Source organism: Arthrobacter sp. AOP36-C1-22, assembly GCF_052377515.1.
GTDB lineage: Bacteria > Actinomycetota > Actinomycetes > Actinomycetales > Micrococcaceae > Arthrobacter_H.
On sequence record NZ_JBQSWW010000012.1, the window covers coordinates 36,136 to 62,344 of the forward strand.

At 67.3% G+C, this 26,209-nt stretch carries 26 protein-coding genes; 5 read left to right on the plus strand and 21 right to left on the minus strand.

What is annotated here, in order from left to right:
• Window positions 1–8: 8 nt before the first annotated feature.
• Window positions 9–2,027, minus strand: coding sequence for an ATP-dependent DNA helicase (locus ACT3S6_RS08625; RefSeq protein ID WP_444554597.1), 2,019 nt, complete (start codon window positions 2,025–2,027; stop codon window positions 9–11).
• The gene (gene hflX / locus ACT3S6_RS08630) at window positions 2,020–3,594 is read right to left on the minus strand and encodes a GTPase HflX (protein ID WP_444554598.1); all 1,575 of its coding nucleotides are present in this window, start codon (window positions 3,592–3,594) and stop codon (window positions 2,020–2,022) included. The genes ACT3S6_RS08625 and hflX overlap by 8 nt, the downstream gene beginning before the upstream one ends.
• A gap of 188 nt (window positions 3,595–3,782) precedes the next feature.
• Between hflX and ACT3S6_RS08635 the strand changes: the two genes are divergently transcribed.
• A complete protein-coding gene (locus ACT3S6_RS08635; protein ID WP_444554599.1) occupies window positions 3,783–4,430 on the plus strand; it encodes a class I SAM-dependent methyltransferase in 648 nt (215 codons plus the stop codon).
• On the opposite strand, the gene dapF is transcribed toward ACT3S6_RS08635, so the two are convergent.
• The 6 genes from dapF to ACT3S6_RS08665 form a co-directional block, all read right to left on the minus strand.
• Complete coding sequence (dapF, locus tag ACT3S6_RS08640) at window positions 4,427–5,368, minus strand: diaminopimelate epimerase (protein WP_444554600.1); 942 nt, start codon at window positions 5,366–5,368, stop codon at window positions 4,427–4,429. The two genes, ACT3S6_RS08635 and dapF, sit on opposite strands and share 4 nt — an antisense overlap.
• Before the next feature lie 9 nt (window positions 5,369–5,377).
• Window positions 5,378–6,292 (minus strand): tRNA (adenosine(37)-N6)-dimethylallyltransferase MiaA, encoded by a 915-nt coding sequence (miaA, locus tag ACT3S6_RS08645; RefSeq protein ID WP_444554601.1) that lies wholly within the window; start codon window positions 6,290–6,292, stop codon window positions 5,378–5,380.
• Window positions 6,293–6,298: 6 nt separating this feature from the next.
• A complete protein-coding gene (gene miaB, locus ACT3S6_RS08650; RefSeq protein WP_444554602.1) occupies window positions 6,299–7,822 on the minus strand; it encodes a tRNA (N6-isopentenyl adenosine(37)-C2)-methylthiotransferase MiaB in 1,524 nt (507 codons plus the stop codon).
• Between the two features lie 61 nt (window positions 7,823–7,883).
• Window positions 7,884–8,525: a regulatory protein RecX gene (locus tag ACT3S6_RS08655; RefSeq protein ID WP_444554603.1), complete on the minus strand. Its 642-nt coding sequence runs from the start codon at window positions 8,523–8,525 to the stop codon at window positions 7,884–7,886.
• A 41-nt stretch (window positions 8,526–8,566) separates the two neighbouring features.
• Entirely contained in the window at window positions 8,567–9,619 is a 1,053-nt protein-coding gene (recA, locus tag ACT3S6_RS08660; RefSeq protein WP_444554648.1) for a recombinase RecA, read from the minus strand.
• Between the two features lie 197 nt (window positions 9,620–9,816).
• Complete coding sequence (locus ACT3S6_RS08665; RefSeq protein ID WP_444554604.1) at window positions 9,817–10,038, minus strand: DUF3046 domain-containing protein; 222 nt, start codon at window positions 10,036–10,038, stop codon at window positions 9,817–9,819.
• A gap of 48 nt (window positions 10,039–10,086) precedes the next feature.
• On the opposite strand from ACT3S6_RS08665, the gene ACT3S6_RS08670 reads away from it, so the two are divergent.
• A complete protein-coding gene (locus ACT3S6_RS08670; RefSeq protein ID WP_444554605.1) occupies window positions 10,087–10,566 on the plus strand; it encodes a MarR family winged helix-turn-helix transcriptional regulator in 480 nt (159 codons plus the stop codon).
• A 78-nt stretch (window positions 10,567–10,644) separates the two neighbouring features.
• Here ACT3S6_RS08670 and ACT3S6_RS08675 read toward each other — a convergent pair whose 3' ends face one another.
• The 6 genes from ACT3S6_RS08675 to dapA form a co-directional block, all read right to left on the minus strand.
• Window positions 10,645–11,082: a helix-turn-helix domain-containing protein gene (locus ACT3S6_RS08675; RefSeq protein ID WP_444554606.1), complete on the minus strand. Its 438-nt coding sequence runs from the start codon at window positions 11,080–11,082 to the stop codon at window positions 10,645–10,647.
• A 168-nt stretch (window positions 11,083–11,250) separates the two neighbouring features.
• Entirely contained in the window at window positions 11,251–11,739 is a 489-nt protein-coding gene (locus ACT3S6_RS08680) for a CinA family protein (protein WP_444554607.1), read from the minus strand.
• On the minus strand, window positions 11,736–12,344 hold the full coding sequence (gene pgsA, locus ACT3S6_RS08685) for a CDP-diacylglycerol--glycerol-3-phosphate 3-phosphatidyltransferase (RefSeq protein ID WP_444554608.1): 609 nt from the start codon (window positions 12,342–12,344) through the stop codon (window positions 11,736–11,738). Before pgsA ends, ACT3S6_RS08680 begins: the two co-directional genes overlap by 4 nt.
• A gap of 9 nt (window positions 12,345–12,353) precedes the next feature.
• Window positions 12,354–15,275 carry a DNA translocase FtsK 4TM domain-containing protein gene (locus ACT3S6_RS08690; RefSeq protein ID WP_444554609.1) on the minus strand — a complete coding sequence of 974 codons (2,922 nt, stop codon included), beginning with the start codon at window positions 15,273–15,275 and terminating at the stop codon, window positions 12,354–12,356.
• 50 nt (window positions 15,276–15,325) lie between these two features.
• Complete coding sequence (locus tag ACT3S6_RS08695) at window positions 15,326–17,032, minus strand: ribonuclease J (protein WP_444554610.1); 1,707 nt, start codon at window positions 17,030–17,032, stop codon at window positions 15,326–15,328.
• Window positions 17,033–17,045: 13 nt separating this feature from the next.
• Entirely contained in the window at window positions 17,046–17,963 is a 918-nt protein-coding gene (gene dapA / locus ACT3S6_RS08700; RefSeq protein ID WP_444554611.1) for a 4-hydroxy-tetrahydrodipicolinate synthase, read from the minus strand.
• A 196-nt stretch (window positions 17,964–18,159) separates the two neighbouring features.
• On the opposite strand from dapA, the gene ACT3S6_RS08705 reads away from it, so the two are divergent.
• Window positions 18,160–19,365, plus strand: a complete 1,206-nt coding sequence (locus ACT3S6_RS08705; protein ID WP_444554612.1) for a heparan-alpha-glucosaminide N-acetyltransferase domain-containing protein — start codon at window positions 18,160–18,162, stop codon at window positions 19,363–19,365.
• Window positions 19,366–19,371: 6 nt separating this feature from the next.
• Here the strand turns inward: ACT3S6_RS08705 and ACT3S6_RS08710 are convergent, their stop codons facing one another.
• On the minus strand, window positions 19,372–20,157 hold the full coding sequence (locus ACT3S6_RS08710; RefSeq protein ID WP_444554613.1) for a GAP family protein: 786 nt from the start codon (window positions 20,155–20,157) through the stop codon (window positions 19,372–19,374).
• Window positions 20,158–20,282: 125 nt separating this feature from the next.
• Between ACT3S6_RS08710 and ACT3S6_RS08715 the strand changes: the two genes are divergently transcribed.
• Window positions 20,283–21,572: a sensor histidine kinase gene (locus ACT3S6_RS08715; protein ID WP_444554614.1), complete on the plus strand. Its 1,290-nt coding sequence runs from the start codon at window positions 20,283–20,285 to the stop codon at window positions 21,570–21,572.
• Window positions 21,569–22,228, plus strand: coding sequence for a response regulator (locus ACT3S6_RS08720; RefSeq protein ID WP_444554615.1), 660 nt, complete (start codon window positions 21,569–21,571; stop codon window positions 22,226–22,228). The genes ACT3S6_RS08715 and ACT3S6_RS08720 overlap by 4 nt, the downstream gene beginning before the upstream one ends.
• Window positions 22,229–22,248: 20 nt before the next feature.
• On the opposite strand, the gene ACT3S6_RS08725 is transcribed toward ACT3S6_RS08720, so the two are convergent.
• Genes ACT3S6_RS08725 through ACT3S6_RS08750 form a run of 6 tightly spaced genes read right to left on the minus strand, consistent with a single transcriptional unit; the run spans window position 22,249 to window position 26,204 of the window.
• Window positions 22,249–22,716 carry a hypothetical protein gene (locus ACT3S6_RS08725; protein ID WP_444554616.1) on the minus strand — a complete coding sequence of 156 codons (468 nt, stop codon included), beginning with the start codon at window positions 22,714–22,716 and terminating at the stop codon, window positions 22,249–22,251.
• Window positions 22,717–23,481, minus strand: coding sequence for a 4-hydroxy-tetrahydrodipicolinate reductase (gene dapB, locus ACT3S6_RS08730; RefSeq protein WP_444554617.1), 765 nt, complete (start codon window positions 23,479–23,481; stop codon window positions 22,717–22,719).
• 18 nt (window positions 23,482–23,499) lie between these two features.
• Complete coding sequence (locus tag ACT3S6_RS08735; protein ID WP_444554618.1) at window positions 23,500–23,934, minus strand: molybdenum cofactor biosynthesis protein MoaE; 435 nt, start codon at window positions 23,932–23,934, stop codon at window positions 23,500–23,502.
• Window positions 23,927–24,418: a MogA/MoaB family molybdenum cofactor biosynthesis protein gene (locus tag ACT3S6_RS08740; protein ID WP_444554619.1), complete on the minus strand. Its 492-nt coding sequence runs from the start codon at window positions 24,416–24,418 to the stop codon at window positions 23,927–23,929. Before ACT3S6_RS08740 ends, ACT3S6_RS08735 begins: the two co-directional genes overlap by 8 nt.
• Window positions 24,415–24,915, minus strand: coding sequence for a cyclic pyranopterin monophosphate synthase MoaC (gene moaC, locus ACT3S6_RS08745; protein ID WP_444554620.1), 501 nt, complete (start codon window positions 24,913–24,915; stop codon window positions 24,415–24,417). Before moaC ends, ACT3S6_RS08740 begins: the two co-directional genes overlap by 4 nt.
• Window positions 24,912–26,204, minus strand: coding sequence for a molybdopterin molybdotransferase MoeA (locus ACT3S6_RS08750; protein ID WP_444554621.1), 1,293 nt, complete (start codon window positions 26,202–26,204; stop codon window positions 24,912–24,914). Before ACT3S6_RS08750 ends, moaC begins: the two co-directional genes overlap by 4 nt.
• Between the last annotated feature and the right edge of the window lie 5 nt (window positions 26,205–26,209).

A 26,209-nucleotide genomic window follows, 5' to 3' on the forward strand; every position in this document is an offset into this window, starting at 1 on the left:
TTTCATGTCTAGTCCTCGCTCGCCGCCAGACGCCTCAGCGACCCCAGCACGACGTCCTTGTCCGTGGTCGACCACATCGGGGGCAGCGACGCACGCAGGTAGTTTCCATAGCGTTCGGTGGCCAGCCGTGAATCCAAGACGGCCACCACGCCACGGTCCCCCGTGGAACGGATCAACCGGCCTGCCCCCTGGGCCAGACGGACTGCTGCATGGGAGGCGGAGACGGCCATGAAACCGTTGCCCCCATGTCGGGCAACGTCGCGGCTGCGTGCCGTGGACAGCGGGTCGTCGGGGCGTGGGAAAGGGATCCTGTCGATGACCACCACCCGGCATGACTGACCCGGCACGTCGACTCCCTGCCAGAGGGTCATGGTCCCGAACAGGCAGGTATCGCGTTCATCGGCGAACTGCCGGACCAACGTGGACATGCTCGACTCGCCCTGGCAGAGGATCTCCGGGTCCACCCGTGGCCGCAGCGCTTCGGCGGCCTCCTCGGCGGCCCGCCGGGAGGAGAACAATGCCAGTACTCCCCCGCCGGAGGCCCCGATCAGGTCGGCGAGCTCATCCAGGGCCTCGGTCGATACGTTTCGCGATGGTTTGGGCAGATGCCGCGCAACATAGAGCATCCCCTGCCGGGCATAGTCAAAGGGGCTACCGACATCGATGCCCGTCCACGCGGGAGCCCCCTCGCCGAGCAGCCCCAACAATCCGGCCACCGGTTCGAAGGCAGCACCTATGGCCAGGGTCGCGGAGGTCAGGACGACCGTGCGGCCGTCGAAGAGGCCCTCACGTAATTTGCCGGCCACCGACAGTGGAGCGACATTGATCGTCGCGGGGGCCGAGTCATCCGGGGCGCTGTAACCGGCCCCCGGGGTGAAGTTGCCTTGGCGGGATATCCAGACGACCTCGCGTTCATCGGCGGGTCCATCGAGGCGTTCGCACTGTTCCTGCAGATACATCAACTGCGAGCGGGCCATCTGGCGTCCGCCGTCAGCGGTTTCGCCATTCCCCGGTTTCGAGTCGGACAGGGCCGTACGCGCCGCTTCGCGCACGGCGGCGATGGCGGCGACCTGCTCTTCATTCAGCCCCTTGGGCAGCAGCCCGGTCGGCACTCCCTCCAGGGAGTCGGCCAGGGTCTTACCCGCCTGGTTGAGGGCTTCGACAGCGACGCCTTTGCAGTTTCTGCGGGTCGCGGTGGCCGCGGCGGCAACCAGCGCTGCCGAGATGGGGCGGGTCACCGAATTGGTGACCCGGTCCTGGAGTTCATGGGCCTCGTCGATGATCACCGTGTCGAATTCCGGCAGCACCGCCAATCCCTCGAACGCCGAGACGGCCAGCAAGGCGTGGTTGGTGATCACGATGTCGGCATCGCCGGCCTTCTTGCGGGCCAGTTCGCTGAAGCATTCCTCGGCCATCGGGCACCGCTGGGCACCGAGGCAGTCCATGGCACTGACGGAGACCTGCCGCCAGGCACGTTCGCTGACCCCCGGGACGAGATCGTCCCGGTCCCCCGATTCGGTTTCCTCGGCCCATTCGCGTACGCGAACGACTTCCTGGCCCAGTGCCGAAGTGGGCCCCGTGCCGGCGGTCAAGGGGCGGGCCGCCCCGTCATCGCCCAACGCGAAGAGCGCCCCTTCATCCTCGTCGGGGTAGCCGCCTCCCAGCTTGTACTTGCAGACATAGTTCGATCGCCCCTTGGCCAGGGCGACATCCAGGTGCCGCGGCAGCTCGTCATCCAGGTTCTCCAGGAGCCGGGGAACGTCCCGACCGACGATCTGGGCCTGCAGGGCCAAGGTCGCGGTGGAGACGACCACCGGTTTATCTGCTTCGAGGGCGTGGGCGATCGCCGGAACCAGATAGGCCAGCGATTTACCCGTCCCGGTGCCGGCCTGCACCAGGAGGTGCTTTCCGCTTTCGAAGGCCTCCACGACCTGTTTGGTCATCTCATGCTGTCCGGGCCTGCTTTCCCCGCCCATGCGTTCGACCGCCTGATCCAGGAGGGCGACCACCTCTTGTACTTCAGCCATGTACGACGAACTGCTCCAATTCCGCGGCGAGTGCACCGCGTACCTTCACGGACAGACGGGTCCCTTCATCCAGGTGCTCGGTCTCCAGGATCTCCGCGTCGGAGCCGTGCAGCCGGTGGACCAGATCACCACGGTCATAGGGAATCAGCAATTCCATGGCCACATCCGGACGGGGGATGGCTTCGCTGATCGCCGCAAGCAGTTCGGGGATCCCCCCGCCGGTCCGGGCAGAGACCACCACATGGTTCGGTTCGCGTTGACGAATGCGTTCGACGACGAACGGATCGGCGATATCGGCCTTGTTCAACACGATGATCTCTGCAATGTCCTGCGCGTCGACCTCGGTGAGGACCTCCCGGACCGCATGGATCTGGCCTTCGGGGTCGGGGTGGGAGGCATCGACCACGTGCAGGATCAGATCGGCGTCGGCGATTTCCTCGAGGGTCGAGCGGAAGGCCTCCACCAGTTGGGTGGGCAACGACCTGACGAATCCCACGGTATCGGCAATGGTGTACCCCAAGCCATCTTCGGTTTCCGTGCGCCGGACCGTGGGATCCAGCGTGGCGAACAGTGCGTTCTCCACCAGCGCCCCGGCGTCGGTCAAGCGGTTCAGCAGCGAGGACTTTCCCGCGTTCGTGTACCCGGCAATGGCCACCGCCGGAACGGCATTGCGTTTCCGGTTCGAGCGTTTGGCATCACGTGCCGGTTTCATGCCCTTGATCTCGCGACGGAGTTTGGCCATGCGGTCACGGATCCGTCGACGGTCCAATTCGATCTTGGTCTCGCCGGGGCCGCGTGATCCGATGCCACCGCCCGCGGTCCCGACCCGGCCACCGGCTTGGCGTGACATGGATTCGCCCCAGCCACGGAGGCGGGGAAGAAGGTATTCAAGCTGGGCCAGTTCGACCTGGGCCTTGCCCTCACGGCTCTGCGCATGTTGGGCGAAGATGTCCAGGATCAGCGAGGTCCTGTCGATGACCTTCACCCGGACGATGTCCTCCAACGCCCTGCGCTGGGATGGAGCCAGTTCGGAATCGACGACCACGGTATCGGCCCCGGTGCTGGCCACGACATCGCGCAGCTCCTGGGCCTTGCCCGAGCCCAGGAACGTGGCTGGATCCGGTTTCAAGCGGCGCTGGACCATGCCATCCAGGACTTCCGATCCCGCTGTTTCGGCCAAGGCGGCCAGTTCCCGCAGGGAGTTTTCCGCTTCCTGGGACGTTCCTTCGGTCCAGATTCCGGCGAGTACCACCCGTTCCAGCCGAAGCTGCCGGTTTTCGACCTCGGTGACGTCTTCCAGCTCGGTGGACAATCCGGCGACGCGGCGCAGCGCATGGCGTTCGGACAGATCGCGCTGGTCGCCATCGCTTGATGAGTGTCCGTCACCCTTGCCGTCCAAGGCCAGGGCTTTGCCGCCCAGCGGCGCCTGGGCGCGCCTGTCGTCAGCACGCTGGGGCGTGGCACGGTCGGTGGCATCGTCCGTGGCCAGAATACGGTCGATGACGGATTGGATCTCGTCCTCCGGGAGGTTTCGATCGTCCGGGTTGGGCTCGTTATGAGTGGTCATGTTCCCCTTTGAAAGGATTCGTACACCAATTCTAGTCCGGGTCACCGACAGGTGGCTGGTTTCCTCCACAGGCCGAAACCCGAGAGTGCCCGAACCGTGAGTGATTGGGATAACTCTATCACTGAAACCGTCGGGCCGGGAAGACCGGGATTCGCTTTGGCCTCACCCTGACGGTTAATCTTCAACCCATGGGTTCGGACCACTACTTCAGCGCACAACCGTCGACGCCATTCACCCGCAGGAGCGTCCGCGTGATGCTCGGCGGCACGGAACACGCCGTCAACACCGCCGGAGGCATCTTCAGCCCGGATGGAATCGACAAGGGAACCGCGGTCCTGCTGTCCGGGGTGCCCGCCCCGGCGGCGGAAGGCCACCTGCTCGACATCGGCTGCGGCTGGGGTCCGATCGCCTTGAGCATGGCTCTGGCTTCCCCCTCCGCCACCGTCCATGCCGTGGACGTCAACCAGCGCAGCCTGGAACTCACCCGCGAAAACGCGCAGGCCCTGTCCCTGGACAACGTGGTGGCCACGGCCCCCGAAGCCGTCGATGACGACCTGAGGTTCCAGACCATCTGGTCCAATCCCCCGATCCGGGTGGGCAAGGAAATCCTGCATGGGATCCTGCTCCACTGGTTGCCCCGGCTGGCTGTCGGCGGAACTGCCTGGTTGGTCGTCCAGAAGAACCTGGGCTCGGATTCACTGCAACAGTGGCTGGTTCGGGAACTCCCCACCGGGTTCATCGTCGATCGATACTCCAGCGCCAAGACCTTCCGCATCCTGAGGGTGCGCAACACCACGGATGCCTCCGGCGTGGGCACGACTCCCTCGAAGGACTAGACCAGGGTCCCCTCGGCCACCAGTACCGCAGGTCCCTCCAGGACCACATGCTCGCGGCCCTCGGGAGCCGTCACGAACCGTACGGAGACGGTCCCGCCGGGAACGTGCACGTCCCAGCGGCGTGCCGAGGCCCCACCGGCCCAGTGTCGGGTCGCCACGACGGCGGCGCAGGCGCCGGTGCCACACGACAGGGTCTCGCCCACACCGCGTTCATGGACGCGCATGCGGATGGTTCCGACACCGTCGTTGACCAGCGGATCCGACGGCAACACGAACTCCACATTCGTCCCGTGCTCGGGGAGGGGGTCGACCACCGGCATCCGGTGCAGATCCAGCTGGTCCAGCTCGGTCGCCTCGGAGAGCGCGACGACCGTATGCGGGTTGCCCATGTCCACGCTCAGGCCCGGGCGCGGGACCTCCAACGAGGCGTCCACGATGCTGTCCAGGGCCCGTTCATGGGCCTGGTCGGGGAAGAGGAACTCCCACGGGCCCATGTCCACCGAGTACCCGGCGGCAGAGCGGGAGACCACCTTCACCCCGGCCCGGGTGCCGATCGTCAGGGAATCGCCGTCGGCCAGGGAAACCAGAGCACGGGAGACCAGGAAATGCACGAAGACGCGCACCCCGTTCCCGCACATCTCGGAGACCGAGCCGTCGCCGTTGCGGTAATCCATGAACCATTCGGCCTCCGGGTGCCGGGCCAGCAACTCCCGCCCCTCGGCCAGGGTCTCTGAACGGATGGCACGGATCACTCCGTCGGCTCCGAGGCCGAGATGACGGTCGCAGAGGGAAGCCACCTGCGCGGGAAGGATGTCCTGTCTGTTGTCCGGGTCCGAGAACAGGATGAAGTCATTGCCCGTTCCATGGCCCTTGGTGAAGTCCAGGCCCGAGAGGGCCGACAGGGTTCCGCTGGGGTGATCGGATTCCGTAAAGCTCATGGTCCCAGCCTACGTGCCCGGGGATACTTCGAATTCCCGCACGGATGCTTCCAGCGCTGCCCACAGATCCGGGTCCGCGGCATCGAACCAGTGGACCCGGGGATCGGCCCTGAACCAGGTGATTTGGCGGCGGGCGAAGCGGCGGGTGGCCACGGTGGTTGATTCGATGGCCTGCTCGATCGTCGCGGTGCCTTCCAGCACCTGAAGGAACTGGGCGTAGCCGATGGCCCGGGAGGCGGTCCTGGTCTCGCGCAGACCGAGGGCCGCCAACGACTCCACTTCGTCCAGCAGCCCGGTTTCATGCATGGTGCGCACCCGGTGTGCCACCTTGGCGTGCAGCAGTTCGCGGTCGATGTCGAGTCCGAGTTGGAGGGTGGGTTGCCGGTAGTCGCGGCGCGGCATGTAGGAGCTGAAGGGCCGCCCGGTCAGCTCGTGGACCTCCAGGGCCCGGACCAGTCGGCGCTCGTCCAGATCCCGGGCCGATGACACCGGGTCCGCCACGGCCAGACGACGGCGCATCCCGGCCACACCGTCCTCGGCCGCTTCGGCTTCCAGCCGCCGTCGAATCGTCGGATCGGTGGGCGGGAACTCGAGTTCGTCGATGACGGCCCGGACGTAGAGTCCGGAGCCGCCGACCAGGATCGGCAGCCGGCCACGGTCCTGGATGCCGGCGATCGCTTCCCGGGCCTGCTGTTGGAACGTGGCCACGCTGGCTTCATCGTCGATGTCCATGATGTCCAGCAGGTGGTGCGGGACCCCACCCCGCTCGGCCGGGGCCAGTTTGGCCGTGCCGATGTCCATGCCGCGGTAGAACTGCAGGGCATCGGCGTTGACGATTTCCCCGTCGAGGCGCCGGGCGAGGGCGATGGCGGCGTCGGATTTGCCGGTGGCCGTTGGCCCGACGATCGCGATCAGTGGCCTCATGCCGGGCTAAGCGCGCGGGGGCAGGGCGGGCATGCCCAGCGAGACGCCCTGGCCCGCTGCCCCCTGGCCGGTGCCGCAGGAGTCGGCCTGCGAGCGGTCCCAGGCGTCCCCGGCGCGTGAACGACGCAGGTGGTATTGGGCCGTGGTCGGTGGATCGGCGATCAGGTGGAAGGCTGCGGCTTCAGTGATCGTGACGTTGACCAGGTCACCCGGACGGGGGGCTTCGGCGCCGTCGGGCACGGAGAAGTGGACCAGCCGCTGGTCGCGGGCACGGCCCGTCAGCCGGTGGGTCTGCTCGGCCTTGCGTCCCGGCTGTGCGGTGACCATGACTTCGACTTCACGGCCGAGTTGCCGGGCATTCTCTTCGGCGCAGATCCTGTCCTGGAGCGCGGTCAGCCGTTCGTAGCGTTCCTGGACGACTTCCTTGGGCAGCTGATCGGCCAGTTCGGCCGCCGGGGTCCCGGGGCGCTTGGAATATTGGAAGGTGAAGGCGCTGGCGAACCGGGATTGCTCGACGACATCCAGGGTCGCCTGGAAGTCCTCTTCGGTTTCCCCGGGGAAGCCAACGATGATGTCGGTGGTGATGGCCGCCTCGGGCATGCGCTGACGTACCCGGTCCAGGATCCCCAGGAACTTCTTGGAACGATAGGAGCGGCGCATGTCCTTGAGCACCCGGTCGGACCCGGACTGCAGGGGCATATGCAGTTGCGGCATCACATTATCGGTTTCGGCCATCGCCTCGATGACGTCGTCGGTGAAGGCCGCGGGGTGTGGGCTGGTGAATCTGACGCGTTCGAGTCCGGGGATCCGTCCGCAGGCCCGGAGCAGTTTGCCAAAGGCCAGCCGATCCCCGAATTCAACACCGTAGGAGTTCACGTTCTGGCCCAGCAGGGTGACCTCGATGGCCCCGTCGTCGACCAGGGCCTGGACTTCGGCCAGGATGTCACCGGGGCGGCGGTCCCGCTCCTTGCCGCGCAGCGAGGGCACGATGCAGAAGGTACAGGTGTTGTTGCAGCCCACCGAGATCGAGACCCAGCCGGCGTAGACCGAATCGCGTTTGGTGGGAAGGGTCGAGGGGAAGACGTCGAGGGATTCGAGGATCTCCAGCTGGGCTTCGTTGTTGTGGCGGGCGCGTTCGAGCAGCGTGGGCAGGGAACCGACGTTATGGGTTCCGAAGACGACGTCGACCCACGGGGCCCTGCGCTGGATCGTCTCGCGGTCCTTCTGTGCCAGGCACCCACCGACGGCGATCTGCATGCCGGGGTGCTGCTCCTTCACGTGCGCCAAACGCCCCAGGTTTCCGTAGAGCTTGTTATCGGCGTTCTCCCGGACGGCGCAGGTGTTGAACACGACGACGTCGGCTTCCGTGTCCGGATCGCGGCTGGGCACCATGCCGGCTTGCTCCAGCAGTCCTGCCAGTCTCTCGGAGTCGTGGACGTTCATCTGGCAGCCGTAGGTGCGCACCTCGTAGCTGCGTTGCGCTGCGTCGAGGGGCGGGGCTGTATCGGGGCTGGGCATGGTCGAACTCACTCCCCCAGAGTACCGAACGCATCATCGGTGAAGGAACCTGGGCGTTTTGGCAGGGCAGGGCTCAGTCGCGGTCGGCAGTCCAGATCTCGTTGACGACACGAAAGGCGGTCCCCGACCCGTACCCCTTGCGGCCGAGCATCGCCACCAGCCGCCGGACCCCCTTGTCGTGGTCCAGTCCCGCCGGCATCGACCTGACCTTCTTCTCCACGAGTTCGCGGGCCATCTCCAACTCATCGGCCCCGCTGAGCTGTTCCAGCGCCTCATCGGAGAGCTCGTCGGCAATGCCCTTCTCCCGCAGCTCGCGGCGCAAGGCGCTGCGAGACAGTCCCCGGCTGCGGGCACGGCTACGCACCCAGGCCTCGGCGAAGGCGGCATCGTCGATGAGTTGAAGTTCCTCGAATCGATCCAGGATGCCCTCGGCCGCGTCCCGCGGGATCCCCCGCTCCGAGAGCTTGTCGGCCAACTGCCGACGACTCTTGGGCGAGCCGGTGAGCTGTCGCAGGACGATCGCCCGTGCCGCCGCCTCGGGGTCCTTCTCCGGGTCAGGACCGGGAGACCGGTGTCCGCGCCCACCGCCTCTACCACCAGGCTCCTGCTCGGCCCGGTGGTCCTCCGCCGCGTCCAGCGGTGCGGTGTCTTCGCGGGGGAACAGGGTCTCCCGGTTCAGGTCACCGGCCTCCATGGCAGCGCTGTCTCCCTCCACCGACGCCCCCTCCCGGCCTGTACTTCGTTGCGTTCGAACGCCTAGGAGTCCTTGCCCACGGCGCGTAGCTGCGCATCGCCCGGCTCCTCCGGCGGCAGGGCGCCGATACCCAGCTTCTCCTTGATGCGACGCTCCAGTTCATCGGCTAGATCCGGGTTGTCCCGCAGGAACTTACGCGCATTTTCCTTGCCCTGGCCGAGCTGGTCACCGTCGTAGGTGAACCATGCCCCCGACTTCTTCACGAAGCCTTCTTCGACGCCCATGTCGATCAGGCCACCCTCACGGGAGATCCCGACGCCGTAGAGGATGTCGAATTCAGCTTGTTTGAAGGGCGGGGCCATCTTGTTCTTGACGATCTTGGCCCGGGTCCGGTTCCCGACCGGGTTGGTTCCCTCCTTGAGCGTCTCGATGCGACGGACGTCGATCCGCACGGAGGCGTAGAACTTCAGCGCCTTGCCACCGGTGGTGGTTTCGGGGCTGCCGAAGAAGACGCCGATCTTCTCGCGCAACTGGTTGATGAAGATCGCAGTGGTCTTCGTCTGGCTCAGCCGTCCGGCGATCTTACGTAGCGCCTGGCTCATCAGGCGGGCCTGCAAGCCGACGTGGCTATCGCCCATCTCGCCTTCGATTTCGGCGCGCGGCACCAGGGCGGCCACCGAGTCGATGACCACGACGTCCAGGGAGCCGGAACCAACGAGCATGTCCATGATCTCCAGCGCCTGCTCACCGGTGTCCGGCTGGGACACCAGCAGGGCGTCGGTGTCGACGCCGAGCTTCTTGGCGTACTCGGGATCCAGTGCGTGCTCGGCATCGATGAAGGCGGCAATGCCGCCGTTGGCCTGGGCGTTGGCGACTGCGTGCAGCGCCAACGTGGTCTTACCGGATGATTCCGGTCCGTAGATCTCCACGACACGGCCACGCGGCAGCCCGCCGATGCCCAGGGCGATGTCCATGGCGATCGAGCCGGTCGGGATGACTTCGATCCTGGCTCGGGTATCGTCCCCCAGACGCATCACCGAACCCTTGCCATATTGCTTGTCGATCTGTGCCAGCGCTGATTCGAGAGCCTTTTCGCGGTCCATTGCTGCGGCCATCATTCACCTCGGTTGTCTTGCGGCCCTACGGCCTGTTGTCGTCCTGTTTCACACGGTATGCGCCGCACCGGATAATTTGGTGCGGGCCGTCGTCCCTTGTGGAGAACCGCGGTCCGCCACCCGTGCCATGTCTCTGTGGACAGCTTACAGCTGTTCCGAACACATGTTCGAACGAGTGTTCGGCGTGTCATCGCCGATTACTGCTTCGGGGCGACATCGCGTCCGAGCCGCCGTGCGGGGGGAACGTCCTGTTTCTCACAGATGGCCCACCAGACGCGGCGGGGGTCGATGCCCGAGGACAGGGCCGCCTGGGCGCTGAGGCCGCCCAGCTCGGACAGAACCAGCTCGGAGGCCAGCACACGGGAGTAGCCCGCACCGAACTCGTCGTCCATCAGGCGCCAGAAATCACTGAGTCTCACGTTGTCCATTCTTCCACGGGTTGGTCTCTCCGACCCTAAGATGGTGCCATGAATGCACCCGATCCCGTAGATGAGGCAGTGGCCCAGCGCACCCGAGCCATCCATGACATGGAGGAGCAGCTCAGTTTCCTCTGGCGTCGGGCCCGGGCCAATGGCAATAAGGTCGCCAAGCAGGTCCACCCCGATATGGAGCCGGGAGCCTACGGCCTGTTGGCGGCGCTGCAACGTCGTGGGACCCTGAGGTTGACCGAGTTGGCTGCGGAGATCGGCGTCGGCAAACCCTCGGTGAGCCGCCAGGTCAAGATGCTCGAGGAGCTGGGGGTGCTGGCCAAGGTCGCCGATCCCTCGGATGGCCGGGCCCAGTCGATCACCCTGACCCCGGCCGGGGCACGGCAACTGGCTGCGGCGCAGACCTCCCGCCAGCATGTCTTCCAAGACCTGCTCGCCGACTGGCCTGACGAGGAGCTGTTGTCGTTGGCCGCCTTGCTGACCAAACTGAACGGCTCCTATTTGAATGATCGGGGCTGAAGCACGTCGTTAACGGAAAGCAGGACAGCCGCATGAACGGCTGCCCTGCTGTCGTGGCGTGAGGGGATGTTCCCGGCGCTAGTGGGTCGGGGCCATGCCCTGGGCCAGGCCTTCGGTCCATTCCTCGGGAAGGACCGTGGCGAACTCGTTGGTGAGGTCCGACGGCACGGTGTCGGGGATGTCGACGCCCTCGGCCATCGCGACCCGGTCGCTGACCTCGCGAAGCATCAGGGACAACGGAACGTCCAATGCCCCGCAAATCGATGAGAGCAGTTCGGACGACGCTTCCTTCTGTCCACGCTCCACCTCGGAGAGGTAACCAAGGGAAACACGGGCATTATGCGAGACCTCGCGTAGGGTCCTGCCCTGACGCTGGCGGACATCCCTCAGGACGTCCCCGATCTCGTGGCGGAGTACTACCATTTTGGGCTCCTTATGCTCGCGATGGGCATCTTCTGTCAGTCCCACATCGCGCCAACGGACGACGCCGTTTACGGATACGGGTTGCTTGACCATGTGTATCGCCTTACTCCTTTTGATCCTGTGCCAGGTGTCCCTGGCCGATGGGTCCTGTCATGGACCCTGTAGTTTTTTCAACTAACGGGACCTCGATTTTGTTCCCCAGCCCCCAGCCTAGTCACAAAACGGCCCCCACAGCCAGTATTCCGCGCCGATGGTGGAGGCTCATTCCGCCTCGATGAGTTCCAGCAGTCGTTCCAGTGCCCTCTCACAGGCCTGGGCGCGGATGGCTTGCCGTCCTCCGGTGAACCGGAATTCGACCGCGCCGCTACCGTGGGGCCCGGCATGGCCGATGAAGACCGTCCCGACTTCCTTGCCGTCGTGGGCATCCGGGCCGGCCACCCCGGTACTGGCAACGGCGACGTCGCTGGTGCAGATCCGGCGGGCCCCGACCGCCATCCGACGGGCCACTTCCGCATCGACGGACCCCCTGCTCTCCAGCAGGGACGCGTCGACGCCCAGCACCTCCTGCTTGACCTGGTTGTGGTAGCTGACCACTCCCCCGCGCAGCACGGCCGAGGCTCCGGGGACATCGGCCAACGCGGCGGAGATCCAACCTGCCGTCAGCGACTCGGCGGTCGCCACGGTGATCCCCCGCCGGGTCGCCTCGGAGATGATCCGTGCGGCCAGCGCCGGGGTGCCACCGCCGGTCACGGGGTCCCGGTCCCTTGGCCAGCCGGGGCCATCCGCGCGGCCTGGATGATGTAGTCGATCCCCGTGTAGACGGTGATCAGTGCGGCCAGCAGGATCACGATCAGGGCCACGATGGACAGCCAGGTGATCGCCGGGGTGAACGGCAGCAACAGCAGGAACAGGCCTGCCGTCTGGGTGACGGTCTTCAGCTTCCCGCCGCGCGAGGCGGCGATGACCCCGCGGCGCAGCACGGCGAAGCGCAGCAGCGTGATCCCGAGCTCGCGCACCAGGATGACGATGGTGATCCACCACCAGAGTTCGCCCAGCCACGACAGGGTCACCAGGGCGGCCCCCAGCAGGAGCTTATCGGCGATCGGGTCGGCAATCTTCCCGAAGTTGGTGATCAGCCCGCGGCTGCGGGCCAGGTCCCCGTCGAGTTTGTCCGTATACATGGCCACGACGAAGAGGCCGACGGCCACCCATCTCAAGGCCGCGTGCTGTTGGTCATCGGCCACCAGCGCCCAGACGAAGAAGGGGACCATGAAGATCCGCAGGGTCGTCAGGACGTTGGCGATGTTCAGGGTCGGGACATGGCCGGGGGCCGGTCCTGCAGGTGTATCAGTCACCCTTTCAGGTTACCGTCCAGTGAGGTTCCAGGCGTCTTCCGAACCGGAGTCGCCGTCGTCTTCATCGTGGTAGTCGGTGCTTTGGGCCCGTGAGGCGAGGTCCTCGGCCACCAGATCGGCGCCCTGGTGGTTCGCGTTGGCGTTCTCGACGAGGGCGGCCTCGGCCGGGGCCACCTCCTCGGGAGCAGCCGGAGCGGTGTCCCCGCGCATGGCGGCGAGCACGGCAGGCAGGTCGTCGGGCTGGACCAGGACGTCTCGGGCCTTGGATCCCTCGGAGGCACCGACGACGCCGCGTGATTCCAACAGGTCCATCAGTCGTCCAGCCTTGGCGAAGCCGACCCGGAGTTTGCGTTGGAGCATCGAGGTGGAACCGAACTGGGTGGTGACCACCAGTTCGGTGGCCTGCAGCAGCACCTCGAGATCATCGCCGATGTCGTCGTCGATGTCCTTCTTGGGCGCCGCCTCCACCGCGACATCCTCGCGGTAGACGGCCGTGAGCTGGCCCTTGACGTGCTCCACGACCCGGTGGATCTCGGATTCGGTGACCCAGGAGCCCTGCACACGCATCGGCTTGGAGACCCCCATGGGCAGGAACAAGGCATCGCCCTGTCCCAGCAGCTTCTCGGCTCCCGGCTGGTCCAGCACCACGCGGGAATCGGTGACCGAGGAGGTGGCGAACGCCATGCGGGAGGGCACGTTGGCCTTGATCAACCCGGTGACCACATCCACGGAGGGGCGCTGGGTGGCCAAGACCAGGTGGATGCCTGCGGCCCGGGCGAGCTGGGTGATGCGCACGATCGAGTCCTCGACGTCACGCGGGGCGACCATCATCAGATCGGCCAGCTCATCGACGATCACCAGCAGGTACGGGTAGGGCTTCAGCACCCGCTTGGAGCCCTCGGGCGGAACCACCTTGCCGTTGCGCACCCCCTTGTTGAAGTCGTCGATGTGCTTATATCCGAAGTTCGCCAGGTCGTCGTAGCGGGTGTCCATCTCGCGCACGACCCATTGCAGGGCTTCTGCCGCCTTCTTCGGGCTCGTGATGATCGGGGTGATCAGGTGCGGAACGCCCTCGTAGGCGGTCAGTTCCACCCGCTTGGGGTCGACCATGACCATGCGCACATCGTCGGGGGTGGCCCGCATCAGGATCGAGGTGATCATCGAGTTCACGAAGGCGGACTTACCGGCACCAGTGGCACCGGCGACGAGCATATGCGGCATCTTGGCCAGGTTCGCGACCACGAACCCGCCTTCGACGTCCTTGCCGATGCCCATGACCATGGGGTGTTCGGTCTTGCGGGCCGCGTTCGAACGCAGCACGTCGCCGAGGGCAACCACTTCCTTGTCGGTGTTGGGGATCTCGATGCCGATGGCACTCTTGCCGGGGATCGGCGAGAGGATGCGCACGTCAGAGGAGGCCACCGCATAGGAGATGTTCTTGGACAAGGCGGTCACGCGTTCGACCTTGGTCCCCGGGGAGAGCTCGATCTCGTACCGGGTGACCGTAGGCCCACGGCTGAAACCGGTGACGTGGGCCTCGACCTTGAACTGGTCCAGGGTGTCGGTGAGTGCCTTCACGACGGCGTCGTTTGCCTCGGAACGTTCCTTCGCGGGAGGACCTGCCGGCAGGAACTCCGAGGAAGGCAGGGTGTAGGCGACGTCGCCGGAGAGCTGGAGCTGTTCGGTGCGCTGCGGGATCGGTGACAAGGGGGCCGGCTGGGCCACCGGGTTGGAGGCCACGGTGGCGGGGGCCGCCGCGCTCCCGGAGCCGGCCAGCATGCCGTTGATCGCGGTGGTATCCAGCGCCTCGGTGGCCGGTTCCCCATCCTGCCCCGCAGCGGGGGTGCCCAGTCCGACGTCGTTCTTGACCTTTTCCATGGCCTTTTCGGATGCCGTGGGCCGGCGTACACCCGGGGGGATCTGCGGTTCCGGAATCGGTTTGGTCTGGGCATCACGGTCGTTGATGACGGCATTGTCATAGGCTTCATCGCCGGTGAGGCCTTCGCTTGCTGCTGCGGCGGCCTCCTCTTCCTCGCGTTGGCGGGCCCTGGCTGCCTTGCCGGCGCGGCGGCTGCGCTTGGGCCTGGGGGCCGCGGCACCGCGGTCGGCATAGAGGTAGCTCTGATCGTGTTCGGGATCGTTCGGGTCCTCGGGTTCACGGGGTTCGGAACCGGGCTCCGGCTGGCCCATGATCCATTCGTAGCCTTGGCGCAGACGGGCCGGGATATGGCGGAACGGGGTGGCGGTCATGATCATCACGCTGAGCACGGCGCCGGCGATCATGATCGCCAGGGCACCCCACTGGGTCAGCAGTCCGGCCAACGGAACGGTGATGAGGAACCCGACGACGCCGCCACCGGCTCGGAGCTCGTCGAGCGGTTCGTCCAGGGTCGGCAATCCGGCGGCGACGTGGGCGATCCCGGCGATGGAGAACGTCGCCAGGGTCAGGCCGATGCCGATGCGGTTGTTGGCGCGGTTTTCGGCGGGGCGGCGGAAGAGACGGTAGGCGCCGATGAACAGCACCAGCGGCAGCAGCGAGGCCATGAAGCCCAGGGATCCGCCGAAGACGTTGTGCACGGTGGTTCCGTACCAACCGACCCCGCGCAGTCCCCACCACTCGACGCTGCCGACGATGACGGCGATGACGACCAGAAAGAGTCCGGTGCCGTCGCGACGAATGGCACGGTCCGGGCGCACGTCCTGGCCGATCTTGCGGAAGGCGCCGCCGATCACCCGGGCCAGGCCCATCCAGAGGCCACGGATGGCGCGTAGCGGCAGGGCGATGTCCTGGTCGGCCTCGGCGGTGTTTCCCACCGGCTTCGTCCCGCCCTGGCGCGTGGAACCGGAAGCCGGTTTTCCGCGCGCTGGAGTCTTGCCCGCCGGTTTGCGGCCGGAGGCCTTCGTCGGGGTGGGGGAAGTACGGGTCGCCATATGCGCAACCGTACAGGATCCAGGGGTCAAAACCCCGGATTCACACGCCTTCAGGCCTCCAGGACAACCGGCATGATCAGTGGTTTGCGGCGCAGGGTCCGTCCGAGCCAGGACCCGATGCTCCGGCGCACGACCTGCTGCAATTGGTGGGTGGTCGCCTCCGGGTTCTTCGCCAGCGCCTCCTGCAGGGCCGTGAGGATCGCCGGTTTGATGGATTCGAGCACGTCGGCGTCCTCGGCCACCCCGCGGGAGTGGATGTCGGGTCCGGAGAGCACGGTTCCGCGCTGTCGGTTGATGACCGAGATCACGGAGATGAATCCTTCCTCGCCCAGGACGATGCGGTCCTTGAGGTCCTCCTCGGTGATGCTTCCCACTGCTGATCCGTCGACATAGACCAGCTCGCAGTCCACGGTGCCGACCCGTCGGGCCACCCCGTCTTTCAGGTCGACCACGGCCCCGTCCTCGGTGACCAGGATGTTCTGCGCGGGAACGCCGGTTTGTTCGGCAATACGGGCGTTGGCCAGCAGGTGCCGGGTTTCGCCGTGCACGGGCATGGCATGGCCCGGCCGCAGGATGTTGTAGCAGTAGAGCAGTTCCCCGGCGGAGGCGTGCCCCGAGACGTGGACCTTGGCCGTGCCCTTGTGCACGACGTCGGCCCCCAGGGCCATCAGGGAGTTGATCACCCGGAAGACGGCGTTCTCATTGCCGGGGATCAGGGAGGAAGCCAGGATGATGGTGTCCCCGCGGCCGACGGTGACCCGGTGGTCGCCGGTGGCCATCCGGGAGAGTGCCGCCATGGATTCGCCCTGGGAGCCGGTGGACATCAAGACCACCCGCTCCTCGGGAAGCCGGTCCGCTTCCTTGAGGTCGATCAGGATGCCCTCGGGCACCTCCAGGTACCCCAGCCGGGCGGCGATGCCCATGTTCCTGACCATGGAACGCCCGACGAAGGCGACCTGGCGCCCGTGCGTGGCGGCGGAGTTGAGCACTTGTTGGACCCGGTGGACGTGGGAGGAGAAAGAGGCGACGATGATGCGTCGGGTGGCCCGGGAGAACAAATCGTCCAGGACCGGCCCGATCTCCTGTTCGGCCGTCGTGAAGCCCGGGACGTCCGCGTTGGTGGAGTCGGACATGAACAGGTCCACGCCTTCTTCGCCCAGGCGGGCGAAGGCCCGTAGGTCGGTAATGCGTCCGTCCAACGGCAACTGGTCCATCTTGAAGTCGCCGGTATGCAGCACCGTACCGGCGCTCGTGCGGATGAATACGGCCAGCGCGTCGGGGATCGAGTGGTTCACTGCCACGAATTCGGTTTCGAAGCCGGCGAACGTGTGGCGTTGGCCTTCCTCGACGGTGACCAGCACCGGGGTGATCCGGTGTTCGAGAAGTTTGGCTTCGACCAGGGCCAGCGTCAGCTGCGATCCGATCAGCGGGATGTCCCCGCGCAACCGCAGCAGGTAGGGCACGGCCCCGATATGGTCCTCGTGCCCGTGGGTCAGTACGACGCCGACCACGTCGTCGATGCGCTCGCGGATGTAGTCGAAGTCCGGCAGGATGACGTCCACCCCGGGCTGGTGTTCCTCGGGGAAGAGGAGCCCGCAGTCCACGATGAGCAGTTTGCCGTCGATCTCGAAGACGGCCATGTTCCGCCCGATTTCCCCGATGCCGCCGAGGGGGACGATCCGCAGGACGTCATGGGCCAATGGCGGTGGCGGGTTCGGGTACGTTTCCTGCTCCGGCGCGACGCTGGTTTCGCTCATCGGGGCCCCTTTCCTAGAGGTTGATTCCCGCCTCGGCCAGATCCGCACGAATGGGGGCCGCTTCGGCATCGGTCGGTTCCACCAGGGGCAGACGGACGATCGCGTTGGAGAGGACCCCCTGCCACTTCAGGACCGTCTTGGCGGCCACGGCTCCTTGGATATGCGACATGACGGCACGCTGGATGGGGTCCAGTTCGAAGTGCAGGGCCCGGGCGGTGGCCAGGTCGCCGGCCAGCAGGGCGTCCACCAGGCGGCGGTATGCGGCGGTGGCGACGTGGGCGGTCACGGAGATGACCCCCTGGGCGCCGGCGGCCATCAGCGGCAGCGTCAGCCCGTCGTCCCCGGAGTACACATCCAGGTCGGTGCTGGCCAGCACGCGGGTGGTGGCCTGGTAGTCGGCCTTCGCATCCTTCAACGCCACCACGTTGGGGTGTTCGGCCAGACGGATCAGGGTTTCGGTGCTGATGGAGATGCCGGTGCGGCCGGGAATGTCATAGACCATGACGGGCAGATCGGTGCAGGAAGCGAGCGTCTCGACGTGGGCCCGGACGCCGGCCTGGCTGGGCTTGTTGTAATACGGTGCGGTGACCAGCAGCCCGTGCACGCCGACCTTCGCGGCGGCCTGGGAGAGCTGGATGGAGTGGGCAGTGTCGTTGGTGGTGGACCCGGCGATGATCTTCGCACGGTCGCCCACGGCTTCGACGACCGTGCGGAACATGCCCACGTTCTCCTCGTCGGTCAGCGTCGAGGTCTCCCCCGTGGTCCCGGTGACCACCAGGTTGTCGCAGCCCTCATCGACTAGTTTGGTCGCCAAGGCCGCTGCCTGGTCGTAGTCGACCTCGCCGGCGGGCGTGAACGGGGTGACCATGGCGGTCCCCAGGTTCCCGAAGATGGCATCATGACGCGGGGTATTGGATTCCGGGGTAGGCATGGCACCACGTTACCCCGCACGGACCCCGAAACCGCCGAGTCCACGCGCCACGTGACCAAGATGACGCGCACCCGGCCGACGATGACGACGCGGGCCCGATTCCGCCGTCGTCCCCCTCCGGCCGGTGGCCCGCCTTGATATATTCGACCGTGTGTCCCCGGCACCCCCGCCGCCCGATCCGATCCTCCAGGAGCCCATGCCCAGTCAGAGCGCCTCCGCCCCCGCTGGTCGGATCGCGGGGGTCGATGTGGCCCGCGGCCTCGCCCTGCTGGGCATGATGGCCACCCACATCCTGCCGTTGACCCGGGCCGATGATTCCGGCGCCGTCCATGCCACCTGGACGGCCACCTTGTTCGCCGGGACGTCCTCGGCACTGTTCGCGATCCTGGCCGGTGTCGGCTTGGCGCTGCTGACCGGGGGAAGCCGCCCACATACCGGGACCCGACTCAGGTCCGGGCGGCGCTCGGTCCTGATCCGGGCCGTGTTGATCACCGTCATCGGGTTGGGCTGTGGAGCGTTGAACACCAATGTCGCCGTCATCCTGGTGCACTACGGGGTGCTGTTCCTGATCGCCAGTGTGTTCCTCGGCTTGCGGTGGCGCACCCTCTGGTTCTCGGCGATCGGCTGGCTGCTGCTCTCCCCCGTCCTGTGGTACCTGCTCTTCCCGCTGGCGACGTCCCGCATCTCCCCGGCCACCGTAGGCCCCTCCCCCGGTCTGACGGACCTGCTGCGCCCGGCCTCGTTGGCCGCCGATCTGTTCATCACCGGCTACTACCCGGTCCTGGTCTGGACGGGATTCATCGTGCTGGGTCTGGCCCTGGGGCGCTGCCGGATCTCGCTGCCTCCGGTCGCCCTGGCGTTCACCGTCGGTGGTGCGTCCCTGGCGTGGGCGGCCCGGGAGCTCTCGGACCGGGTGATCGGAGCCAACGACGAGGCGCTGCGGACCTTGACGGCGATCACCGAGGGGAACGGTCTGCCCCTGGATGCTGCGTTGCTCTCCGGGCACGGCCTGGCAGGGGTCGAAGGGACCCCCTGGTGGTTCGTCCTCTCCGCACCGCATAGCAGCGCCCCCTTGGATCTGCTGCATGTGGCGGGGACCGCGATCGCCGTCCTGGGCGCCTGCCAGTTGCTGGCCATGGCACTGTCGGCGCTGCTCGGCCTGGCCGGAGAAGCACTGCTCTGGCCACTCTCTGGCGCCGGGTCCGCGACGCTGACCCTCTATGCCGGCCACCTGGTGGCCTTGGACGCGTTGAGCACCGTCACCGCCGGAATGCCGCGGTTGGGGTTGTACCTGTACTTCGTCGTCGGTTCCCTGCTGGTGGGCATCGGACTGAAGTGGGCCGGCCGGAGGGGCCCGCTGGAAGCCGGGGTGCATGCGCTCGCCCGCAGCGGCACCGGCTGATCCGGCTTAGAGCCCACCGACGGCGAAGCGCAGCAGCAGGAACCCGCCGACTCCCATGATCCACAACACCGCTTCGGCGGAGGCCTTGCCCAACCACTGGCCCAGCCGGTGCAGGGGTCCGTTGATGCGGTGGGCCAACAGCAGCCGGGCGGTCAGCAGCAACCCAGCCGGTAGCAACATGACTACGCAGTAGCCCGCCAGCAGCAGGAACGATCCCGCCCCGGCAGGACCTGAGACGGTCAGCACGCCGATCGCCGCTACATAGGGCAGCATGGTCGGCAGCTCGAGCAAACCGGCCACCAGCGCCAAAGTAAGCAGGCCGGCCGGGGTGCCCAGGGCCCTGCCGATGCGGGTCTTCCACCGTTCCTCGGCCGCTTCCTGACGGCCCTGCGGACCGGATGGCCCCGGTTGATCCGGTGCCGTCGCGGTTGCCCCGGTCGCGGTCGTGGCGTGCTGCGGTTTCGCCGTCCGGCGCACCGTCTTGCCGTCCTTGAGCGCGAACCACAGAAGCCCGGCGCCGCCGGCAAGCGCCACCCAATGGGCCGGGCGTGAGTCGATGAACATCCGGGCTCCGTCACCCCATACCTGGAGCACCGTGGTGGCCGAGGTCAGCATCAGCACGCCGATGAGGAAGTAGAAGACCCCGATCGTCACCAGGTAGATGCCGATCCGTCCGGCGATGCGCCCGACGTCGCGGCGCAACAGCAACCACACGGGGATCACCAGGGTGCCGATGCTGGTGCTGTCCACCAGGGCCAGGACGAGGAGTTTGAGCAGATTCTCAGAGGTCATGACCCCACACTCGTCGGATCCCGGCTGCCGCGCGTCCTGCCATCGATGCACCGGAGGTCATCCCTTCGTCCCATCAGGTGGCCTCCCGCCTTGGAACCACGGGCGGGGACGGGCACGATGAAACCATGAACGATACCGAACGGCCCGTTCTCCGGGTGCTGAGTGCCATCCGGCGCGAGGACATCCTGCTGGCCCTGGGCTATCCGGCGATGATGTGGTTGCTGTTCACCGTGAACAACGATGGCGACTGGGCCTGGTTCCCACCAGCTTTCTCGGCCTGGTGGCCCGCAGTGGCAGCCGTGGGGTCTGTGGGCATCCTCTTCCGGCGTGGGACGACGTTCCTGATGGCCTCCATGACCGGGACGGCGGTACTGGTGCTGTTGCTGATGGGCCAGACGACGGCGCTGTTCCTGCTCTGGGAAACCGTCTTCTCGCTGGTGCTCTTTGCCGGCGACCGGGTCTCCCGAATGACCGAAATCGCCTCCCTGGTCCTCACGGCCGTCGCCACTCTTTCCGTCCTGGCGGTCACGGCCGAGCTGCCTGCTGCCGTTCTGACGGCACTGATTGCCGGAATGTCGTTGCTGCTGCCGGCCGAATGGGCCAGCAATGTGCGCAAGGAACGCAAGCTGTCCGCGGCGGAGGCCACCCGTGCTCAGGCTGCGGAGGATGCCGTCAGGCAACAAGCCACCCTGGAAGCAGCCCGTCACGAATTGGCGGTGGCCTCCGAGCGCCAACGCATGGCCCACGAACTCCACGATGTCCTCTCGGCCCGCCTCTCGGCGATCGCCCTGCAGACCGGCGCTGCGCTGAGCACCGGGACCCGTGAACTCGCCGCCGAGGTCCTGTCCCATGTCCGGAAGGAAAGCGTCGCGGGGCTGAACGAGCTGACTTCGATGATCCGGATCCTGTCTTCGGGTGATGCCCAGGAAGCTGCGGGGTTCCTCGCGGACCTTGATTCGCTGGTCGCCGCCCATGCTGCTTCGGGGACCCGGATCACCCTGTCCAGCACGGTGTCGGGAACCGCGTCGATCCCCTCGGCACAACAGACTGCCGTCTACCGGGTCGTGGCCGAGTCGCTGGTCAACGCGCTGAGACATGCCCCCGGTGCCAATATCGCCGTCGTCGTGCAGGGTGGTCCCGCCGCCGGGCTGCTCCACGTCCGCGTCACCAACAGCCCACCACCGGCCGGACCTGGGTCCGCGGCAGATGCCGGGGAACCCGGGACCGGCACCGGGTTGCGGAGTCTTCGCCTGCGGGTGGAGCAGCTCGGCGGGGAACTGACGGCAGCAGTGCACGACGGCGGCTGGCAGGTCTCGGTTCGGCTGCCGGTTCGCGCCTCGGAGGAAGATTTGGAGCACTCTGGCGCTGGGCTCGCCGGCCGGGCCTCGGTTCCGCCGGCTGAGGGCCCGGCATGAGCGATATCACGGTGTTGTTGGCTGATGACCATGCGGCCATCCGTCTGGGCATGCGCATGGTCTTGGAAACGCAGCCCGGTCTCACCGTCGTGGGCGAAGCGGCCGACGGCGCCCGGGCGGTTCAGATGGCGCGGGCGCTGCGCCCCGACGTCGTCCTGATGGATCTGCGCATGCCGGTCGTCGACGGGATCCAGGCGACCCGGGAAATCACCGCCGAGGCCTTGTCCAAGGTCCTGGTGCTGACGACCTTCGACCAGGATGCCTACCTCTTCGGGGCGTTGGAGGCCGGGGCCGACGGGTTCCTGCTCAAATCGGCCGAACCGGCGGATATCACCGCCGCGTTGCAGCGGGTCCACGCCGGGGATTCGGTGATTTCCCCCGAGGTCACGGCACGAATCGTCAGTGCAGCGGTGGCCGCCCGGACGGCGCCACCCATCGCTGACGCCGCTTCCCTGGATGCCGCTGCCGCGGTGGAGACGCTGACCGCCCGCGAGCGTGAAGTGCTGAAGTGCCTGGGTGAGGGGTTGTCCAATCAACTGATCGGACGTCGGTTGGATATTTCGGAGACGACCGTGAAAACCCACGTTTCGCGGGTCCTGGCCAAGCTCGGCCTGCAGTCCCGCGTGCAGGCTGCCTTGTTTTCACGTCGGAGCTGATCGGCCCCGGGCCGGGAAGGTCAGCTTCCGGTGGACGCCTTCGCGTCGGGCGAGGCCCGGAACAGGTCGATGGCCCGGCGCATCATCTCGCGGGCCCGACGGCGGTCCCCCGAGGCGTCGTAGGCCAACGCCAGCCGGTGCATGCTGCGCCAGGACCCGGGGTGTTCCTCGGCTTCCTCCTGGTACTGCACGAAGTCCTCATCGGCCGATGCCTTGATGATCCGTCCGGAAGGGGTGCGCGGCAGGTTGTCCTCGGGCAGCAGCCCCTCCGATTGGAGGATCCCTGCCATGCGCTGGCTACGGGCCCCGAAAAGGACTTCACGGATGAGGATCCAGACCCCCAGCAGGGGGATCAGCAGGGCCGCGATGCCGATGCCCTTGGCCAGCGGTTCAGGTGAGCCGATGAGGGTCACCGCGCTGGAGAATGCGGCGAAGAGGTAGAGGACGAACAGCAGCAGGATCCCGCCGACCCAGAGTTTGGTCTTCACTTAGGCGTTGCCTCCCAGATCGAGGTAGGAGTCCAGTCCGTAGGTCAGCCCGGGGCGTGAGCCGACGGTCCGTAGCCCCAACAGCACCCCGGGCATGAACGAGGCCCGGTCGAAGGAGTCATGGCGCAGCGTCAGCTGTTCGCCTTCGGAACCGAGCAGGACCTCCTGGTGGGCGACGAGTCCGCGGAGCCGGACCGAATGCACGTGCACCCCCTCGACATCGGCGCCACGGGCCCCGTCCAGCAGGGTCTCGGTGGCATCGGGGCTGGCCGGGATCCCCGCCGCACGACGCTTCGCCGAGATCAGTTCGGCGGTGCGCACCGCGGTCCCCGAGGGGGCGTCGACCTTATTCGGGTGGTGCAGTTCGATGATTTCGACGGATTCGAAGTATTTGGCGGCCTGGGCGGCAAAAGCGGAGGCCAGGACGGAACCCAACGCGAAATTCGGGGCGATCAGCACCCCGGTCTGCGGGTGCGCGGCCAGTAGTTCGGTGAGTTGGGACCGGCGGTCGTCGGTCCATCCGGTGGTCCCCACCACGGCGTGCAGCCCGTGGTCGACGGCGAAACGCACATTGGTTTCAGTGCTGCCCGGAACGGTGAGATCCACGAGGTGCGTGGCCCCGGCGTCGAGCACTTCCTGCAATGGATCGTGCCGGCCCAGGGCCGCCACCAGTTCCATGTCGGTGGCGTTCTCCACGGCCTGGACGGCCTCGGAACCCATGCGCCCGGAGGCGCCGAGGATGGCAACACGAATTTGAGCACTCATGCACCCAAGGATATCGCCTCAGGCCATGCCCACCCATTCGGTGTCGCCGTCCGTGAAGTGTTGTTCCTTCCAGACCGGCACCCCGGCCTTGACTGCCTCGACCAGATCCCGGCAGGCTTCGAAGGCCTCCCCGCGGTGGGCGGAGGCGGCGGCTGCCACCAGGGCCGGATCCCCGATGGCCAACGCCCCGGTCCGGTGGGCGGCCCAGAGCCGGGTTCCGGGGTGGCGGCTCGCGACCTCGGCGGCCAGGGCGGCCATGGTGGCCTCGGCGCTGGGATGGGCGCTGTAGTCCAGCTTGTCGACCGCTCGGCCGCCGTCGTGGTCGCGCACCACCCCGCCGAAGGTGACGACGGCGCCGGTGGCGTCGGTCTCGACGGCATCCCACGCGGTCGAGACGTCGATGGGTGCCTCCGCCATACCGGCGAAAACCACGATTCCCGGGGTATCAGGCATGTCCATGTCCTCCTTCAATCTGTTCGCAGAGATGGGTGATGAGCGGGTCCAGGACGCCCAGGGCATCGCGGACCCCGGAGGGCGATCCCGGAAGATTCACCACCAGCGTCCTGCCGACGGTTCCGGCATGGCCGCGGCTGAGGGCGGCATGCGGGGTCTTCGTGCGCCCGACGGCGCGGATGGCCTCCATGATCCCGGGGATCTCCCGGTCCAGCAACGGGGCCGTCATCTCGGGGGTCAGGTCATCGGGGGCCAGGCCCGTCCCCCCGCTGGTGATCAGCAGCGACGGGCTCGAGGCCAGCAGTTCGCGCAAGGCGGCACCGACCGGTTCCCCATCGGGGACGATGACCGGTTCGGTCAGCTCGAAGCCGTGCCCTTGCAACCATTCGCCGATGATCGGGGCGCTGCGGTCGGCATACCCGCCGGAGGCGGCCCGGGTGGAGGCGATGATGATTCCCGCCCGGCGGGTCGATGCGGGTCTCACCGGTCCTCCCCGACGGTCCAGTCCCCGCTTTTTCCCCCGGATTTGGCCAGCACCTTGATGTCGTCGATGGAGGCGTGCTTATCGACCGCCTTGGTCATGTCGTAGAGCGTCAATGCGGTGATCGACACGGCCGTCAGGGCCTCCATCTCCACGCCGGTCACCCCCCGGGTGGTCACGGCGGCCTCGATGCGGATGCTTCCGGCGTCGGCATCGGGGAAGAAATCGACGGTCAGTTTCGACAGCGGCAGCGGATGGCACAGCGGAATCAGTTCCGGGGTCTTCTTCGCGCCCATGATCCCGGCGACGCGGGCCACCGCCAGGGCATCGCCCTTGGGAAGCTCCCCCGCGACGATCATCGCCAGGACGTCGGGGCGGGTGTGCAGCACTGCCTGGGCGACGGCCCGGCGCGAGGTCTCGGCCTTGGCGGAGACATCGACCATATGCGCGGATCCGTCGGCCCGGACATGGCTCAGGGCTGGTGCTTCGGGGTCGTTCATATCTGCGCTCCGTAAATGAGGGTGTCGATCATTTCTCCAGCCCGGGGTGCCGCGCTTCCGGCAGGGAGCACCAGCAGGGCATTGGACCTGGCCAGGGCATGGACCAGATGGGAACCGGGCCCGCCCACCGGGGTCGCGGTCGGCGCGCCGTCGTCCCCGAGGACGACGGCGGCCCGCCGGACCTGGAGCTTTCCCGCCGGAGGTGCCGCAAGATCGGTGGCCAGGCGGGTCGCCACCCGGGGTCGCGGCGGCGTGGCGAAGAGTTCCTCCCAGACGGGCCGGGCCAGCAGCTCGAAGCTGACGACCCCGCTGACCGGGTTTCCCGGGAAGGCCAGCAAGGGGGTCGGCGCCGCCCCCGGCAGCCGCAGCATGCCGGCGCCCTGGGGCCCTCCGGGTTGCATGGCGACGGAGCCGAACTCGATCCCGTGGCCGGCCAGGGCCAGCCGGACGACCTCGAAGGCGCCCTTGCTGATGCCCCCGCTGGTCACCACGAGATCGGCGGCCGGAGCGCCGGGCGGTCCCAGGGCGGGGGCCAGTTCGGCCATGAAGGCCTCCGGCGCGTCGGTGCTGATGCCTGCGGCGGCGACCTCGGCCCCCGCCTCGGCGAAGAGGCCCAGCAACAAGGTGGTGTTGGCATCGTGGATCTGTCCCGGAGCGAGGTCGGAGCCGGGCGCGCGCACCTCGTCCCCGGTGGCCAGGACCAGGACCCGGGGGCGCCCGGTCACGGTGAGCCGGTCCAACCCCAAGGCCGCGGCCAGTCCGAGCTGGGCCGGGCCGAGCCGGGTTCCTGCAGGCAGGGCGATGGCCCCGCGGGCGATATCGCTTCCGGCCGCGCGGATGAACTGGCCGTCGGGGGTGTCGGCGGGCAGGCGTACCGTCCAGGCCCCTGCCGGGGGGCCCGGCTGGCTGAGGGCCTCCGGGAATTCCGGGGGGTCCGCCCTTTCGATGGGTACCACGGCGTCCGCGCCGGGCGGGAGCATGGCCCCGGTCATGATGGGGGCCGCCGTTCCGGCCGGCAGGGCTTCCGCGGCATCGCCGGCGGCGATCACGGCACCGACCCGGAGTTCCTGCCCGTCAAGCAGGTCGGCTCGGCGTACGGCGAATCCGTCCATCTGCGAATTATCGAACGCCGGCAGGTTCCGGGGTGCCGGCAGATCCGCGGCCAGGATCCGTCCGCGGGCTTCGCCCAGCACCAGCTCCTGGGACCCCAGCCGTGACGGCAGTTCGGACAGCAGGGCCTTCAGCACGCCACGGTGCTCGTCGACGCTGCGTCGGAAGGGTTGCTTCATGGCGT

Excerpts from the sequence above, each read along its gene's own strand:
- ACT3S6_RS08625 (WP_444554597.1), bottom strand. The coding sequence starts at position 2,027 with ATGGCTGAAGTACAAGAGGTGGTCGCCCTCCTGGATCAGGCGGTCGAA.
- hflX (WP_444554598.1), bottom strand. The coding sequence starts at position 3,594 with ATGACCACTCATAACGAGCCCAACCCGGACGATCGAAACCTCCCGGAG.
- ACT3S6_RS08635 (WP_444554599.1), top strand. The coding sequence starts at position 3,783 with ATGGGTTCGGACCACTACTTCAGCGCACAACCGTCGACGCCATTCACC.
- dapF (WP_444554600.1), bottom strand. The coding sequence starts at position 5,368 with ATGAGCTTTACGGAATCCGATCACCCCAGCGGAACCCTGTCGGCCCTC.
- miaA (WP_444554601.1), bottom strand. The coding sequence starts at position 6,292 with ATGAGGCCACTGATCGCGATCGTCGGGCCAACGGCCACCGGCAAATCC.
- recA (WP_444554648.1), bottom strand. The coding sequence starts at position 9,619 with ATGGCCGCAGCAATGGACCGCGAAAAGGCTCTCGAATCAGCGCTGGCA.
- ACT3S6_RS08670 (WP_444554605.1), top strand. The coding sequence starts at position 10,087 with ATGAATGCACCCGATCCCGTAGATGAGGCAGTGGCCCAGCGCACCCGA.
- ACT3S6_RS08675 (WP_444554606.1), bottom strand. The coding sequence starts at position 11,082 with ATGGTCAAGCAACCCGTATCCGTAAACGGCGTCGTCCGTTGGCGCGAT.
- ACT3S6_RS08690 (WP_444554609.1), bottom strand. The coding sequence starts at position 15,275 with ATGGCGACCCGTACTTCCCCCACCCCGACGAAGGCCTCCGGCCGCAAA.
- ACT3S6_RS08695 (WP_444554610.1), bottom strand. The coding sequence starts at position 17,032 with ATGAGCGAAACCAGCGTCGCGCCGGAGCAGGAAACGTACCCGAACCCG.
- dapA (WP_444554611.1), bottom strand. The coding sequence starts at position 17,963 with ATGCCTACCCCGGAATCCAATACCCCGCGTCATGATGCCATCTTCGGG.
- ACT3S6_RS08705 (WP_444554612.1), top strand. The coding sequence starts at position 18,160 with ATGCCCAGTCAGAGCGCCTCCGCCCCCGCTGGTCGGATCGCGGGGGTC.
- ACT3S6_RS08710 (WP_444554613.1), bottom strand. The coding sequence starts at position 20,157 with ATGACCTCTGAGAATCTGCTCAAACTCCTCGTCCTGGCCCTGGTGGAC.
- ACT3S6_RS08715 (WP_444554614.1), top strand. The coding sequence starts at position 20,283 with ATGAACGATACCGAACGGCCCGTTCTCCGGGTGCTGAGTGCCATCCGG.
- ACT3S6_RS08720 (WP_444554615.1), top strand. The coding sequence starts at position 21,569 with ATGAGCGATATCACGGTGTTGTTGGCTGATGACCATGCGGCCATCCGT.
- dapB (WP_444554617.1), bottom strand. The coding sequence starts at position 23,481 with ATGAGTGCTCAAATTCGTGTTGCCATCCTCGGCGCCTCCGGGCGCATG.
- ACT3S6_RS08735 (WP_444554618.1), bottom strand. The coding sequence starts at position 23,934 with ATGCCTGATACCCCGGGAATCGTGGTTTTCGCCGGTATGGCGGAGGCA.
- moaC (WP_444554620.1), bottom strand. The coding sequence starts at position 24,915 with ATGAACGACCCCGAAGCACCAGCCCTGAGCCATGTCCGGGCCGACGGA.
- ACT3S6_RS08750 (WP_444554621.1), bottom strand. The coding sequence starts at position 26,204 with ATGAAGCAACCCTTCCGACGCAGCGTCGACGAGCACCGTGGCGTGCTG.